The organism is Stenotrophomonas sp. 21LCFQ19, from assembly GCF_056861425.1.
This window is the reverse complement of sequence record NZ_JBSPUF010000005.1, coordinates 76,683-91,516: the sequence shown is the minus strand read 5'-3', so window position 1 is coordinate 91,516 and position 14,834 is coordinate 76,683. Positions and strand designations below refer to the sequence as shown.

Genomic DNA, 14,834 nt, shown 5'->3' with positions numbered 1-14,834 from the left:
TCAGGGCTTGGCTGATGCCTGCAAGCCGTATTCACGGCCGGGGCGGTCGGCCTGGAAGGTTTCCACCGCACCCCGGTCCTGCAGGGTGACGAAGACCTGGCGGCCATCGCTGCCACCGAAGGCAAGATTGCTGGGCTTGCGGCCCTTGAGCGGCACTTCCCGCAGCAGCTTGCCGTCCGGCGCCACCACCGCAATCACCCCGGCGTCGTAACGGGCGATATAGAGATTGCCGTCGGCGTCGCAGCGCATGCCATCCATGCCGTGGTCATCGAAGCGGATCAGCAGGCGCTTGTTGCCGATGCTGCCGTCGGCGGCACGGTCGTAGACCCAGACATTGCGCTGCACGCTTTCGTTGACGTACAGGCGCTGGCCATCGGGGCTGACCTCGATGCCATTGGTGGTGCCCATGCCGGTTTCGAGCAGGTGCACACTGCCATCGCGGTCGATGCGCCACAGCTGGCCATCATCGGCCCTGGACCAGTTCGGATCGCTGGCGTAGAGCGTGCCGTCGGGGGCGAGGGCGATGTCGTTGGGCTGGTGTGCATCGGGCAGGTGCGCGAACACGCTGACGCTGGTTGAGCCTGGTGCCACGCGCAGGATGTTGTGGCGTGGGTAGTCGGCGATATACATCGTGCCATCACTGCCGAAGCGGATGCCGTTGCCGATGCTGCCTTCGGGCAGGGTGAGGAACAGCGTTGCCTTGCCGGTTTCATCAACGCGGCCGATGGTGCCGTCCTTGCCGAGGTTGACCACATACAACGCGCCATCCGGGCCGGTCGCCGGGCCTTCGATGCCGGTGGTGAAGGTGCCATCGCTGACGTGGTCGCGGGCGATGAAGGTGTCGGTGGCCAGGGCGTTGCTGCTCAGGGCGGTGAGCGCGAAGGCGGCGATGCGGGCGTGGGGGATCTGGCGGGCGATGGTGGCGACTTCCGTGTTGGTGGAAGCGCGAGTGTGCCAGAGGCCTGGGCTGGAGCGTGGGTGTGGTTACGTGGGCAACGACATGTAGTGCCGAACCATGCTCGGCAGAGGCTTTACCGGTAAGGCCGATGCCGAGCATGGCTCGGCACTACAGGGGGCGCTCCAGTTGCAAGCGCAAGCTGCCCTCACCCCAACCCCTCTCCCATAGACGGGAGAGGGGCTTCAATCAAAGGCCCTTGGCTCTTGGGGTCACGAACACCGTGATTTCCTCGCGGTCGTGATACAGCTGCTTGGCGCGGATGGTCAGCGGCTTGCCTGCCTTTTCGGCAAACAGATCCAGGCACAGGCGCGTCTCATCCCAGCGCTTCTTCATCGGCAGCTTCAGGTTGAAGATGGCGTGCTTGCACCAGCCTTCGCGCAACCAGGTAGCCATGCGTTCGGCCACGCGGCGCGGCTGTTCGACCATGTCGCAGACCATCCAGTCCAGGCCGATTTCCGGCTGCCAATGGAAGCCATCGGCGCGCAGGTGTTCGACCAGACCGGTATCCAGCACATGCTGGCGCAGGGGGCCGTTGTCGATGCTGCTCACATGCAGGTGCTGGCGGGTCAGCACCCAGGTCCAACCGCCCGGTGCCGCGCCCAGATCGGCCGAACGCATGCCGGGCACTACCAGCGCTTCGCGCTCTTCAGGCGTGAGCAGGGTCATGAACGCTTCTTCCAGCTTCAAGGCCGAACGCGAGGGGGCGTCCGGCAGCAGCTTCAAGCGCGGAATACCCAACAGCCACGGTGCGCTGTCGCGGGTATCGGAGACGCAGACAAAGGCATGCGTACCATCGACGAACACCACATGCAGGCGTGGCAGCTTGCCGTTGGGCTTGTCGGTGAGCAGGCCGCCTTTGCGCAGCGCCGGGCGCAACGCATTGCCGAAGGCGCGGGCCAGGCCGGCCAGCGGTTTGCCGGCGTCCGAATCGGGATGCTCGACCCACAGATCACCAAACCGTTGCTGGCCTTCCAGCGCGGCAATGATCGGGGTGATGCGGTCCGTGGCATCGAGCTGTGGCAGCTCGGCGAGAATCCGCAGCTTCTGGCGGGCGAAGATCAGCTCGCGCCAGGGCAGACGCTGGTCCAGCGCTTCGGCCTCATCGGTGACGAACACCACGTAGCCATCGTTGCGCTGGGTACGGGCGTAACCGGCAATGCCGGCATGGCCTGCACGGTCGTTCAGTTCGCCGGCCAGTTCCGGTTCAAAGCCTTGGCGGCAGTAGCAGAGCAGGCCGGTCATGGAAATCCTTGGTGTGGAGCGGGTGGGCTTCTCCTTCTCCCGCCGGGAGAAGGTGCCCGTAGGGGCGGATGAGGGTCGGTGAAGCCTTGTGCAGTTCGTATCCTGCGGCCTGCCGGACCCTCACCCCAACCCCTCTCCCGGAGGGAGAGGGGCTTTTGATCAGTAGCGTGCGCCGTCGTTCGTGCCGTAGCTGTGCAGCACGGCGCGGGCGTCGTCGCGGTTGATGCCTTGCACGACCTCGATGCCGCGCTTGTTCAGCTCACCTGCCCAATCGGCCGGCAGCGGGCCTTCGTCGAACGGGGTGAGTTCTTCCACGTCGGCGGCGCAGGCGCCGATCAGCAGGCGGTCGATGCCGGCCCAGACGGTGGCGCCGTAGCACTGGCAGCAGGGCTGCGAGGAGGTGGCCAGGGTGATCGGCGACAGCAGCGCGTTCAGACGCGGGGTGTTGAGTTTCTGCTGGGCCAGCATATAGGCCATGTTCTCGGCATGTGCCAGCGAGGTGGCGTGCGGCACCACGCGGTTCACCGCGGCGGCGATCACCTTGTGGTCGGGGCCGAATACCACCGCACCAAACGGGCCGCCACTGGCGTGTTCAACGTTCAGCCGCGACAGCTCGATGGCCAGCGCTACCTTGTCCGCATCGCTGGTATAGGCGCGGTCGCAGTCGACGGCGTCGTGGATCCAGACGGGGAGGGTGAGGTGAACCTGGGCGTGCAACATGATGATGACCGGCGTTGTGGCAAAAAACGGCGGCCAGTTTAGCGGACTGGGGCGCTGGGGCGGGCTTGCTGGCCTGGGTTGTTCAGGTGTGGGGATCAGCCGCGCGCGAGGAACTGGAGCGGAGCCATGCTCAGCCCCCTCCCTTTCGCGCAGCGAAGGGGAGGGCTGGGGAGGGGTTGGCTTTTGCTTTGGGGTTTGCGGTTGGCGCGAAAAGCACCCCTCCCCAGCCCTCCCCTTGGCCTTTGGCCAAAGGGAGGGGGCAAGCGCTTAAAACTCCGCGCCCACCGTCATGAAGATCTGCCGCGGGGCGCTGGCGTGGATGGAATAGCGGGTGCCGGTGGGGTCGGTCGGAGCGAACGAGCTCAGCTGGCCGGCGTAGCGCTTGTTGGTCAGGTTGGTGACGTTCAAGGACACCTTGACGTTCTGCAGGCCCAGGCCGGGGCCGAAGCTGTAACCGCCGCCGGCGTCGAAGGTGGTCACGCCCGGTACCGACTGGTCGTTGGTATAGGTGTAGTAGCGCTTGCCGGTGTATTTGCCGCGCAGGCTGGCGAACCAGCCGTCGCGGTTCCAGCTCAGCTCGCTGGAGGCCATGCGCTGTGGCGTGTCGACAGTGATCTTGCCGGCCACCGGCACGATCGCACCGCCGGAGATGTAATCGTCCTCGTAGGTGGTCTTGTTCCAGGACAGCGCGTTGTACCACTGCAGGCCCTGCGTCGGCTTGAGGATGAAGGTCAGTTCCGCGCCCTGGCTCTTCACCGAGCCGACGTTGATGAAGCGGGTGATGCACTCCGGTCGCGTGCCGACTTCGATGCTGGTGCAGGGATTGAGCGAGAGCAGGCGGTTGTCGAACATCACGTGGTACGCAGCCAATGAAGCCTGGTACTTGCTGCCGAAGCTGCGGAAGCCGGCCTCGAAGGTCTTGGACTTCTCCGGTTCCAGCCCGGCGCTGGCGGCAAACGACTCCGGCGAAACCTGCAGCGGGCCGCCGCTGCCGCCGCCGACGAAGGCGGCGATGTTCTCGGCATAGGAGGCGAACAGCTCGTTGTTGGCATTGAGCTTGAAGCCGACACCCAGCTGCGGCAGCAGCGATTCCTTGGCAGTCAGCGTGCCCGACGCGAGCTTCTGCTCGGTGCCCGGTTTGGCGGTTGCACGCATGCGCGTGTTCGGGCTCTTGATGCCGATATCCACAGTCAGGCGCTGGTCGAGGAAGCGCATGCGGTCCTGCACGTAGAACTGCCGCGTGCGGATGTCGAAGTCCTGGTCGAACAGACGACGGTCCGGGTTCTTGAGGTAGGTGTCGTCGAGGAACGGGCCATCGATGTAGTAGAAGTTGCGCTCGACGTTGTGGTCGTTCTGCTCGAACCACAGGCCGGCTTCCAGCTCATGGATGCCGACGTTCCACGAAAGCGCAGCGGTCAGGCCCTGGCGATCAATCGTGTAGTTGGTGCTGCGGATCGAGATCGGCAGCATCTTGTCGGTACCGGGATTGGAAGGCTGACCCGGTGCCCACCAATGGCCCTGGCCACGATTGTCGTGATGGTAGGCAAGCAGCTTGAGGTTGAGTTCGTCACCGAGATGCAGGCTGGCATCGAGCGAATACAGATTGTCATCGCGCAACGCGCGGCTCTGGTAGTACGCATCGTCGATGCTGTTGACGCCGCCAGTGAAGGCGCAGCGCGTGACGTCGAAGGTCGCTGGCGCGCAGTATGCAGCGGCGACGGCGCGATCCCAATCCGGCGCGTAGATGTTCCAGTCGTAGCCCAGTCCACGCTGCAGCATGCTCTTGGACAGATAGGCGTAGTTGGCCTGGCTTGCCCGCGAGGTGGCAACGAAGGCGCCGAAACGGTGATCACCCACGTTCCACACCGCCTTGGCGTTGAACTGGCGGGTGGTCTGGTTCTGGTGCGGTGCGGCCCACATGTCGGCGTCCTGGTGCACGCCGGAGACATAGGCCGAGAAGCCATTCAGATCGCCGGTATCCACGCGCAGATAGCCGCGGCGCTGGTTGTCATCGCCAACGGTGACGCTGGCGCGGCCGCCGAATACGGTGGACGGGTCCTGCGAAAAGTACTGGATGGCACCGCCGAGGTTGCTGGTCGAAGCGACGCCCAGCGAGCCGATGCCCTGCGACAACTCGGCGCCGCCGAGGTTCTCGGCGATGATGGCGCGGGCAATGCTCAGGCCGTTGTAGTTGCCATAGCTGTTGTCGCCGAGCGGGATGCCATCGAGCGTGTAGCCCAGGCGGGTCTTGTCGAAGCCGCGCAGGCTGATGGTCTGCGATTCCTCGTTGGCACCGAAGGCGTCGTTCGACTGCACGGAGACACCGGGCAGGCGATCAAGGATCTTCTGGCCGCTGCTGCCCGGCGGCAACACCTGCTTGTCGACTTCACCGATGCGTTGCACCTGGCGGGTCTGGCCCTGGCCGATCACCGAGATGGTGTCCAGCGTCTGCGCGGAGGCGCTGTCGGCGGAGTCTGCTTCGGCGTAGGCGTGGCTGGTACACAGGGCAAGCGTGATGGCGAGACTGAGGCGTTTGGAAATCATGGTCTACCGTTCCGTGGGAGGGCCGGCGCGCGCCGGTAACGGAAGGGTGTCGGTGCTTTGTTAAAGCTCGTTTACGGTGTCATCCAATTGCGTTGTTTTGCACAGTATTGGTGACGTGATTCCCGTTTGATGCTGCTTGGAGCCGATGTTCGCGGTGAACGTGGTTACGGTCCACGCAAAGAAAACGCCGCGTCAATGCGCGGCGTTCGTTGTCGCATCCATGGTCGCAAGATCAACCCATGTACAGGCCACCGTTGACCGGATAGTCAGCGCCGGTCACATACGCCGCATCATCGCTGGCAAGCCATGCGCACAGAGAGGCCACTTCCTCGGGCTTGCCGAGGCGGCGGATCGGCACCGAAGCCGCCAAGCGGTCCAGTACGTCCGGCGGAAAGCTGCTGATCGCCTGGCTGGCGATATAGCCCGGCGAAATGGTGTTGACGGTGACGCCGCGCGCTGCGACTTCCGCGGCCAGCGCACGACTGAAGCCGTGCATCGCGGCCTTGGCGGTTGCGTAGTTGACCTGGCCGATCTGGCCTTTCTGTGCACTGACCGAGCCGATGTTGATGATGCGGCCCCAGTTCTGGTTGGTCATGCCATCAACCACCTGCTTGCTCAGGTTGAACAAGGTGTTGAGGTTGGAGGTAATCACTGCGTTCCAGTCTTCGGTGCTCATTTGCCGGAACAGCATGTCGCGGCTGCCGCCGGAGTTGTTGACCAGTACATCTACTTCACCCACTTCCGCACGCACCTTGGCGAATGCGGCGGCGGTGGAATCCCAATCGGCGGCATTGCCTTCGGACACGATGAAGTCGAAGCCGAGTTCGCGCTGCTCGCGGATCCAGTTGGCCTTGCGCGGTGAGTCCGGCGCGCAGCCCGCCACTACGGTGTGGCCAGCGCGAGCCAGGGTCTGGCAGATGGCAGTGCCTACACTGCCCATGCCACTGGTGACGTAAGCGATACGTAGCGTCATGGTGCTCTCCAATGCGTCATGTAGGTGCCGCTTACGCGGCCAGTGGATACAGGGCGAACAGCAGGCTGCCGGCCATCAGGATCAGCGAGATCAGCACGGCCCACTTCAGGGTGAACTTCTGGTGGTCGGCGAAATCCACCTTGGCCAGTCCAACCAGCAGATAGGTCGAGGGCACCAGCGGGCTGAGCAGATGCACCGGCTGACCGGCCAGCGAAGCGCGTGCCATTTCCACCGGGGTGATGCCGTAGTGACCCGCCGCTTCGGACAGGATCGGCAGCACGCCGAAATAGAAGGCGTCGTTGGACATGAAGAAGGTGAAGGGCATCGATGCCACCGCGGTGATCACCGCCAGGTAGGGTCCCCAGGCTTCCGGAATCACCGACAGGAAGCCGCGCGACATCGCCTCGACCATGCCGGTGTTGGACAGGATGCCGGTGAAGATGCCTGCGGCGAAGATCAGTGACACCACCGACAACACATTGCCGGCATGGTTGACCACGCGGCGGCGCTGCTCGGCCAAGTTCGGGTAGTTGATCACCAGCGCAATAGCGAAACCGACCATGAACAGCACCGGCATCGGCAGCAGGCCGATCACCAGTGCCGCCATCAATGCCAGGGTCAGGGCGAAGTTGACCCACAGCAGCTTCGGCCGCTTGGTGTCTTCGGCGTCTTCCACCGTCGGCAGTGCATCGCTGTCATCGGAGACGCTGGCGTCCATCCACGAGCCGCCGTGCGGCAGGGCGACCACGCCAAGACGACGGCGTTCCTTCATGCCCAGGTACCAGGCCAGTGCGAGGATGCCGGCGCAGGCCAGTACCATCGCTGGAATCAGCGGCACGAAGACATCGGCTGGATCCACATGCAGCGCAGTGGCCGCACGTGCGGTCGGGCCGCCCCATGGGGTGAGGTTCATCACGCCACCGGCGAGGATGGTCACGCAGGTCATACTCAGCGCGTTCATGCCCAGCCGGCGGTACAGTGGCAGCATCGCCGACACGGTGATCATGTAGGTGGTGGAGCCATCGCCATCGAGCGAGATCAGCATCGCCAGCACCGCGGTGCCCATCACGATCTTCAGCGGATCGCCCTTGACGATGCGCAGGATGATGCGCACCAGCGGGTCGAACAGGCCGGCGTCGATCATCACCCCGAAGTAGAGGATGGCGAACATCAGCATCACGCCGGTCGGCGCGATCTTCTTGATGCCGTCGAGCATCATTTCATCAAGGCCGGCACCGAAGCCGCCGATCAGGGCGAACACGATGGGTACGGTAATCAGGGCGACCAGCGGCGACAGTCGTTTGCTCATGATGAGATACATGAACGTCAGGACCATGCCGAAGCCGAGGATGGTCAGCATCATCTGCAGACTCCTTGAAGGGACAGGACGGGGAAGAGGTGTTTAGAAATCGAACTGCAGGCGGCCGGTGACCGCGCGGGTGTGGTCCACGGTGGTATCGGTCAGGCGATTGCGGTTGCGGCTTTCAATCAGGTTGAGCATGAAACGCAGGTTGTCGCGCAGGTACCAGTTGCCGGCCAGCGTCCAGGCTTCGGTGCTGCCGTTGCGCAGGTCGGGCTGGCCATCAAGGTGCTGGTTGCCGCGCATCTGGTCATAGCGCAGCGCGACTTCGAACGCACCGGGCTTGTGGCGGATGTCCTTGATGCGGGCGAAGCGGCCGGTCTTGCGGTCGTAGCTGCGCGACTCGCCGGTGACGAACCAGCTGAGCATGCCGTAGGCCGCCATCACTTCACCGCGCTGCGCGCCATCGTCGAAGGTGGCGCCGCTGAATTCGCCCTGCCATGACAGCGGGCCGCGCACCTGCGCGTATTCCAGCGACCACTTGTTGACGTCGGTATCGCGACCGGCCGAGAAGTCGACCAGGGTCAGTCGGCTTTCATCGGACAGATGGCCGGCCGGGCGCGGGCGGATGCGCAGTGCGGGCACGCCATTCACACCGGGGGTGTCATAGGCCTCGCGGGCCAGCGACAAGCCCAGGTGCAGCACGTCGCCAGCGGCCGGGCTCGGTGCCCAGGTGACACGACCACCGGCGGCGCGGCCCTTTACCTGCCACGCATCGATGCTTTCCAGGCTGTAGACGCTGGCCGCCCAGGTCATGTCGCCCGGGTTGGCCTGCCAGGACGCGCCAAGGCGGTACAACGGAGCAAGGCTGGTGCCGGCGTTGCCGCGCTCCAGGAAGCTGCCGTAGTTGGAGCCGGTGCGGTCGTCCAGCGAGTAGTACTGCTTGAACTGGCCGACGGTCAGGCGGCCGGCATCGCCGAAGCTGCGGCTGACGTAGACGTCCTTGGCCTCGGGGCGGTCGCCGGAGAAGTCAGCTTCCAGCTTGTAGTCGACGACGAAGAACTTGCCGGATACATCCAGCCAGGCGCGACGGATCTCGGTGTCGTCCTTGTTCGGGGTGCCGCGATGGTCGTTGTCGAAGCTGGCGAAATCCAGATGCAGGCGGCCGCCGATGGTGGCAGTCACCGGACCTTCGTCTTCTGCGGCCAGCGCTGGAGCGCACAGGCTCAGCAGGACAGCGGCAGCGAGGCTGCGCTTTTGGAAAACACTCAGTTCCACAAACCCTCCCAGGTGCGCGCCAGGCGCGCGGCAAACATGGGCACCTGCTGGTGCGTGGACGCAGTCTGGAGGGGACTAGCTGTCATCCGCCTGTCAGGGGTTTGTGCGGCGCAGCAATGTGCACCGGGACTGCGTCTTCGCGGCTTCCGCGTTAGCATTCGCGCCTTCCCGATACTTTCCCCCGCGATGCGCCTGCTGCTGGTTGAAGACAATGCGGACCTGGCCGATGCCATCATCCGTCGCATGCGCCGCAATGGCCACGCGGTGGATTGGCAGGCCGACGGCATGGGCGCAGCCAGCGTGCTGCGCTACCAGAGCTTTGATCTGGTGGTGCTGGATATTGGTCTTCCCAAGCTCGATGGCCTGCGCGTGCTGGCGGGCATGCGCGAACGCGGCGACAGCACGCCGGTGCTGATGCTGACCGCCCGCGATGGCATCGAGGATCGCGTGCAGGCGCTGGACGTGGGCGCCGATGACTATCTGGGCAAGCCGTTCGACTTCCGCGAATTCGAGGCCCGCTGCCGGGTGTTGCTGCGTCGCGGCCGTGGCCAGGCCAGTGAGGTGATGCAGATCGGCAGCTTCCAGTTCGACAATGCCGCGCATCGGGTCAGCCTGGATGGCGAGGTGATCGAACTGCCGAACCGCGAATTCCGCCTGCTGGAGATCCTGGTCGGTCGGCTCGGGCAGGTCGTCGGCAAGGACGAGATCGGCAAGGGATTGTTCGGCTTCGACGACGAAGCCGGGCCGAATGCCATCGAGCTGTATATCGGACGGCTGCGCAAGAAACTGGCGGCCGCACCAGTGCGCATCACCACCGTGCGTGGCGTGGGCTACATGCTGGAAGCCAGCGACGGCGGTACCGATGGCGACGGCTGAGGTCCGTACTTCCGGTTCATTGCGGCGCACCTTGATGCTGTACCTGGGTGCGTTGCTGGCGGTGTTCGCGGTGGCCTTGCTGTTCGCCGCGCGCGACTACGGGCAGCGTGCGGCGAATCGCTCCTACGACCATCTGCTGGTGTCCTCAGCACTGTCCATCGCCGATTCGGTGGCGTTGGTGGATGGGCAATGGCAGGTGGATCTGCCATATGCGGCCCTGGACCTGCTGTCGATGGCGGAAGAAGACCGCGTGTTCTACCGCGTGGCTGATAGCCGTGGCCGCACCATCACCGGCTACGAGGATCTTCCCCAGGCACCGCGCAGGAGTGGCAACCAGCCGCAGTTGTTCGATGCCGACTACAGCGGTGAGAAGGTGCGCTTCGTGGTGGTCAAGCGCAGCTTTGCCGCCGCCTCCGCGCAGGGTGAAGTGCAGGTGCAGGTCGGCCAGACCCGTCGCGCACGCGCCGAGCTGGCGCAGGAAATGGTCAACCGCGCGCTGATCGCCATCGGCGTGTTGTCGGCCTTGTTGCTGGCACTGGTGGCCTTCGGTGTGCATCGCGCGTTCCGTCCGTTGGTGCGTCTGGAGCGCGAGCTGTCGCGGCGCGAACCCTCCGACCTGAAGCCGCTGGACTCGCATGTGCCGCGCGAGATGAACCAGATGGTCGCTGCCTTGAACCGCTTCATGGAACGCCTGTCCAGCAGCAACGAAACCCTGCGTGCGTTCATGGCTGAAGCTGCGCACCAGATGCGCACACCGCTGGCGGCATTGCGTGCGCAGGCACAGCTGGCCTTGGACGAAGAAGAACCCGAGGACATGCAGCGCAGCCTGCGTGCGATCGAGCGCAATGCCACCCATATGAGTCGCCTGCTCAACCAGCTGCTCAGCGATGCCAGCGTGATCCACCGCTCCAACCTGCAGCGCTTCGCGCCGCTGGATCTTGTTGAAACCGTGCATCAGGCTTTGCATGAAGCCTTGCCGCAGGCAGGCCCGGCACCACGCGTGCAGTTGGCGATCACCACCGGCGCGGTGCAGGTCAACGGCGACGCCCTGCTGCTGCGTGAGGCGATCAAGAACCTGATCGACAACGCGATGAAATACGGCGGCGATGGCCCGCTGCAGATCGCCTTGACCGTGCAGGACACGCAGGCGGTATTGACCATCGCCGACCATGGTCCCGGGATCAGCGCCGCCGATGCCGAACGCGTGTTCGAGCGCTTCGGGCGCGGTGAGAACGCGCCTGCCGGTGGTGCAGGCCTGGGGCTGGCCATCGTCAAGCGCGTGGTTGAAAGCCATGGTGGCAGCATTGACCTGAGCAACCGGCCCGAAGGCGGTCTTGTCGCCACCATCCATCTGCCAAGGCATGCCGCATGAGCCGCTTGTTGATCCTGTTGCTGGGCGTGCTGCTGGCGCCATCTCTGATCGCCGCACCGGGCGATGTTCAGCGTTTTCCTGCGCAGGGCGTTGCGACCGAACAGCTGCGCATCCACGGCACCACCGATATCGAAGTGTTCGCGGTGGTGATCGCCGACTACCAGCGCCTGCACCCGGGCACCGAAGTTGTTTATGAAGACATCATCACCCAGGACCTGTACGCGCGTTTCCTGCGCGACCGCAACACCGCGAGCACGCCCGATCTGCTGATTTCCAGCGGCATGGACCTGCAGACCAAGCTGGTCAACGATGGCCACGCATTGCCGCATCGTTCGCCGCAGACCGAAGCCGTGCCTTCCTGGGCGAAGTGGCGCAATGAAGCCTTCGGCATCAGCTACGAACCGGTGGCGATGGTCTACAACACGCGTGCATTGCCCGCGGCAAACGTGCCGCACACGCGCCGCCAGCTGCTTGACCTGCTACGTGCCGAAGGCACACCGCTGCATGGCAAGGTCGGCACCTACGATATCGAACGCAGCAGTGTCGGCTATCTGCTGGCGACCCAGGACGCGCAGCGCGGCAGCATCGCTGGCGCCTTGCTCGGCGCATTGGGTGACAACGGCGTGGTGCGTGAGGAGCGTACCGGCGTGCTGTTGGACCAGGTCAGCAGCGGCAAGCTGTCGCTGGTCTACAACGTGTTGGGTTCCTACGCGCAGGCGCGAATCGATGCCGGTGCGCCCTTGGGCATTGTCGAACCCGAGGACTACACGCTGGTGGTGCTGCGCACGGCGGTGATTCCGCGCAACAGCCCGCACCCTGCCGAAGCCAAGCGCTTCCTCGACTACCTGTTGTCGGCGCGCGGCCAGCAGGTGCTGTCGCGCGAGGCGCGGCTGATGCCGATCATCCGCAACGGTGGCGGTGACAGCGATCCCGGCCAGAACCGGCGGCCGATCCAGCTTGGGCCCGGCTTGCTGGTGTATCTGGATGCGCTCAAGCGGCGCCAGTTCCTGGATGCCTGGCGCAGCAGCGTCGAGCCCAAGCCGCGCTGAATGTGACTCAGCGTGGCGGGATGGGGTGTTCGCTGGTTGGCGCAGCACCGCAGCCCGGGTAAGCGGTGCGCACCCGCGACAAGGGGATCCAGTTGTCTTCCAGATGATCGGTCACCGATCCCGGGTGCGCTGCGCTTACCCGGGCTACGTTCGGAGCGCATTGCGCTTGCTCAGCGCTCCGCAGCGGGATTCTCTGTCATTGGCTGGCGCAGTGGATCGCTGCTGCCGGCTGACGCGCACTGGCCGTTGACGCAACGACAGCCCTGGATCTCGGCGAATCCACAGACACTCATCATGCCCTTGGCCTGGCAGCTGGCCTGCACGCCGGCCGGATCGGTGGGGCTGTTGACGTTGACGCAGGCCGGGTAATAGCCGCAGCAGTTGCCGACGTTCTTCACGGTGCAATCGGCGTCGACCTTGCAGCTGCTGTCGATCACGACGGGCGTGGCAGCAGATTTGGCAGGGGGGGATTGCTCGCTGGCCGGGACCGGCGCGGGCGTTTGCGAGGTGACCGGCGCAGTGGCAGCCGGTGAGCTGCAGGCGGTGACGGCGAGCAGCAGGCAGAGCAGCAGTGACAGACGGAACATGGGTGGAATCCTGTTCTGGGTACGCGGCCATGGTAGCCGCGGCCCATGTGAGCAGGGGGTTACCGGGCTGTCAGCCGGCAACCCCGCCCAGCCTGATCAGGCCGACCAGGTATCGCGCAGGGTCACGCTGCGGTTGAACACCGGCTTGGCCGGGGTGTGGTCGCGGCGGTCGGCGACGAAGTAGCCGGTGCGCTCGAACTGGTAGCTCTGTTCCGGTGCGGCCAGGGCGGCGGCCGGTTCGACGTAGCCGGTGACGACCTTGCGCGATTCCGGGTTCAGGTAATCGCGGTAGGTCTTGCCGTCGGATTCATCGTCCGGGTTGGCCACCGAGAACAGGCGGTCGTACAGGCGCACTTCGGCTTCCACTGCGTGCTGGGCGCTGACCCAGTGGATGGTGCCCTTGATCTTGCGGTTGGCGCCTTCCATGCCCGGACGCGATTCCGGGTCCAGCCAGCCGCGCAGCTCGACGATCTCGCCGGCATCGTTCTTGATCACTTCATCGACGCGGGCGATGCCGGCGCCACGCAGGCGCACTTCGCCGCCCGGGACCAGGCGCTTCCAACCCTTCGGCGGCACTTCGGCGAAGTCTTCGCGCTCGATCCACAGCTCGCGCGAGAACGGCACGTCGCGGCTGCCGAAGCTTTCGTCCTTCGGGTGGTTGCTGAAGGTGAGGGCTTCTTCGTGGCCTTCCGGCAGATTGGTCAGCACCAGCTTGAGCGGGTCGATGACCGCCATGCGGCGTGCGGCGGCGCTGTCCAGGTCTTCGCGCAGGGCGCCTTCCAACACGCTGAAATCGATCAGCGAGTTCTGCTTGGAAATACCCACGCGCTCGGCGAACAGGCGCATCGCGGCCGGGGTGTAACCACGACGACGCAGGCCCTGCAGGGTCGGCATGCGCGGGTCTTCCCAGCCATCGACCAGATTTTCGGTGACCAGCGCCATCAGCTTGCGCTTGCTCATCACCGTGTAGTTGATGTTCAGGCGCGAGAACTCGATCTGGCGCGGCTTGGCGGCTTCACGCGGCAGGCCCTTGTCGACCAGCGGCTGGGTCAAGGCGTTGTCGTGGGCGTAGTCGACGTTGTCCACGCACCAGTCGTACAGCGGCCGGTGGTCTTCGAATTCCAGCGTGCACAGCGAGTGGGTGATGCCTTCCAGCGAATCGCCCAGTGCATGCGCGAAGTCGTACATCGGGTAGATCGGCCAGGCATTGCCGGTGTTCTGGTGCTCGACGTGCTTGATGCGGTAGATCGCCGGGTCGCGCAGGTTGATGTTGCCGCTGGCCATGTCGATCTTGGCGCGTACGGTGCGGGCGCCATCGGCGAACTCACCGGCACGCATGCGCGCGAACAGGTCCAGGTTCTCCTCGACGCTGCGCTCGCGGTACGGCGAGGGACGGCCTGGCTCGGTCAGCGAGCCGCGGTAGGCGCGCACTTCCTCGGCCGACAGGTCGCAGACATAGGCCTTGCCGTCGCGGATCAGCTTCTGCGCGGCCAGGTAATAGGCATCGAAGTAGTCCGAGGCGTGGCGTAGCTCGTTCCACTCGAAGCCCAGCCAGCGGACGTCGTCCTGGATGGCCTGCACGTATTCCGGGTCTTCCTTGGCCGGGTTGGTGTCGTCGAAGCGCAGGTTGCAGACGCCGCCGAACTCGCCGGCGATGCCGAAGTTCAGGCAGATCGACTTGGCATGGCCGATGTGCAGGTAGCCATTGGGTTCGGGCGGGAAGCGGGTCTTGATGGCCGTGTGCTTGCCGCTGGACAGGTCCTCACGGACGATCTGACGGATGAAGTCCCTTTTTTCTGATGCCAAGGCATCAGTGGCGCGCTTTTCGGGGGCGTTTTCCGGCGTGGCAGCGGCAGGCGTGTTCTCGGACATGGGGGACGCAGCGTATTGAAGTAAACCGCAAGTTTAGCCGAGCCGGGCTGTGGTTGCCGGGCC

General features: G+C 64.9%; 12 protein-coding genes. 3 read left to right on the top strand and 9 right to left on the bottom strand.

All coding sequences use genetic code 11. The features are described from left to right. From AC13FW_RS07425 to AC13FW_RS07395, 7 genes are all read right to left on the bottom strand, one after another. A complete protein-coding gene (locus AC13FW_RS07425; RefSeq protein WP_482988767.1) occupies nucleotides 1–906 on the bottom strand; it encodes an SMP-30/gluconolactonase/LRE family protein in 906 nt (301 codons plus the stop codon). A gap of 238 nt (nucleotides 907–1,144) precedes the next feature. Beyond that, nucleotides 1,145–2,200, bottom strand: coding sequence for a 23S rRNA (cytidine(2498)-2'-O)-methyltransferase RlmM (gene rlmM / locus AC13FW_RS07420; RefSeq protein ID WP_482988684.1), 1,056 nt, complete (start codon nucleotides 2,198–2,200; stop codon nucleotides 1,145–1,147). 159 nt (nucleotides 2,201–2,359) lie between these two features. Continuing rightward, nucleotides 2,360–2,920: a nucleoside deaminase gene (locus AC13FW_RS07415; RefSeq protein ID WP_482988683.1), complete on the bottom strand. Its 561-nt coding sequence runs from the start codon at nucleotides 2,918–2,920 to the stop codon at nucleotides 2,360–2,362. Between the two features lie 267 nt (nucleotides 2,921–3,187). Next, complete coding sequence (locus tag AC13FW_RS07410) at nucleotides 3,188–5,464, bottom strand: TonB-dependent receptor (RefSeq protein WP_482988682.1); 2,277 nt, start codon at nucleotides 5,462–5,464, stop codon at nucleotides 3,188–3,190. Nucleotides 5,465–5,696: 232 nt separating this feature from the next. After that, entirely contained in the window at nucleotides 5,697–6,437 is a 741-nt protein-coding gene (phbB, locus tag AC13FW_RS07405) for an acetoacetyl-CoA reductase (RefSeq protein WP_482988681.1), read from the bottom strand. Nucleotides 6,438–6,468: 31 nt separating this feature from the next. Further along, entirely contained in the window at nucleotides 6,469–7,797 is a 1,329-nt protein-coding gene (locus AC13FW_RS07400) for a CitMHS family transporter (RefSeq protein WP_482988766.1), read from the bottom strand. A 42-nt stretch (nucleotides 7,798–7,839) separates the two neighbouring features. Further along, entirely contained in the window at nucleotides 7,840–9,015 is a 1,176-nt protein-coding gene (locus AC13FW_RS07395; protein ID WP_481615506.1) for an OprO/OprP family phosphate-selective porin, read from the bottom strand. A gap of 186 nt (nucleotides 9,016–9,201) precedes the next feature. Here AC13FW_RS07395 and AC13FW_RS07390 point away from each other — a divergent pair, with 186 nt between their 5' ends. The 3 genes from AC13FW_RS07390 to AC13FW_RS07380 are packed head-to-tail and all read left to right on the top strand — an operon-like array spanning nucleotide 9,202 to nucleotide 12,312. Continuing rightward, complete coding sequence (locus AC13FW_RS07390; RefSeq protein WP_482988680.1) at nucleotides 9,202–9,891, top strand: response regulator; 690 nt, start codon at nucleotides 9,202–9,204, stop codon at nucleotides 9,889–9,891. Beyond that, nucleotides 9,878–11,263: a sensor histidine kinase N-terminal domain-containing protein gene (locus AC13FW_RS07385; protein ID WP_482988679.1), complete on the top strand. Its 1,386-nt coding sequence runs from the start codon at nucleotides 9,878–9,880 to the stop codon at nucleotides 11,261–11,263. The genes AC13FW_RS07390 and AC13FW_RS07385 overlap by 14 nt, the downstream gene beginning before the upstream one ends. Next, the gene (locus AC13FW_RS07380; protein ID WP_482988678.1) at nucleotides 11,260–12,312 is read left to right on the top strand and encodes an ABC transporter substrate-binding protein; all 1,053 of its coding nucleotides are present in this window, start codon (nucleotides 11,260–11,262) and stop codon (nucleotides 12,310–12,312) included. The genes AC13FW_RS07385 and AC13FW_RS07380 overlap by 4 nt, the downstream gene beginning before the upstream one ends. A gap of 170 nt (nucleotides 12,313–12,482) precedes the next feature. On the opposite strand, the gene AC13FW_RS07375 is transcribed toward AC13FW_RS07380, so the two are convergent. Together AC13FW_RS07375 and AC13FW_RS07370 are read right to left on the bottom strand one after the other, a co-directional pair. Then, the gene (locus AC13FW_RS07375; RefSeq protein WP_482988677.1) at nucleotides 12,483–12,899 is read right to left on the bottom strand and encodes a hypothetical protein; all 417 of its coding nucleotides are present in this window, start codon (nucleotides 12,897–12,899) and stop codon (nucleotides 12,483–12,485) included. A gap of 96 nt (nucleotides 12,900–12,995) precedes the next feature. Further along, nucleotides 12,996–14,771: a glutamine--tRNA ligase/YqeY domain fusion protein gene (locus AC13FW_RS07370; protein ID WP_482988676.1), complete on the bottom strand. Its 1,776-nt coding sequence runs from the start codon at nucleotides 14,769–14,771 to the stop codon at nucleotides 12,996–12,998. Nucleotides 14,772–14,834: the final 63 nt, after the last annotated feature.

Bases quoted from the DNA above. Each gene is read 5' to 3' on its own strand.
- AC13FW_RS07380 (WP_482988678.1), top strand. From the start codon at position 11,260: ATGAGCCGCTTGTTGATCCTGTTGCTGGGCGTGCTGCTGGCGCCATCT.
- AC13FW_RS07390 (WP_482988680.1), top strand. From the start codon at position 9,202: ATGCGCCTGCTGCTGGTTGAAGACAATGCGGACCTGGCCGATGCCATC.
- AC13FW_RS07400 (WP_482988766.1), bottom strand. From the start codon at position 7,797: ATGCTGACCATCCTCGGCTTCGGCATGGTCCTGACGTTCATGTATCTC.
- AC13FW_RS07415 (WP_482988683.1), bottom strand. From the start codon at position 2,920: ATGTTGCACGCCCAGGTTCACCTCACCCTCCCCGTCTGGATCCACGAC.
- AC13FW_RS07385 (WP_482988679.1), top strand. From the start codon at position 9,878: ATGGCGACGGCTGAGGTCCGTACTTCCGGTTCATTGCGGCGCACCTTG.
- phbB (WP_482988681.1), bottom strand. From the start codon at position 6,437: ATGACGCTACGTATCGCTTACGTCACCAGTGGCATGGGCAGTGTAGGC.
- AC13FW_RS07410 (WP_482988682.1), bottom strand. From the start codon at position 5,464: ATGATTTCCAAACGCCTCAGTCTCGCCATCACGCTTGCCCTGTGTACC.
- rlmM (WP_482988684.1), bottom strand. From the start codon at position 2,200: ATGACCGGCCTGCTCTGCTACTGCCGCCAAGGCTTTGAACCGGAACTG.
- AC13FW_RS07375 (WP_482988677.1), bottom strand. From the start codon at position 12,899: ATGTTCCGTCTGTCACTGCTGCTCTGCCTGCTGCTCGCCGTCACCGCC.
- AC13FW_RS07370 (WP_482988676.1), bottom strand. From the start codon at position 14,771: ATGTCCGAGAACACGCCTGCCGCTGCCACGCCGGAAAACGCCCCCGAA.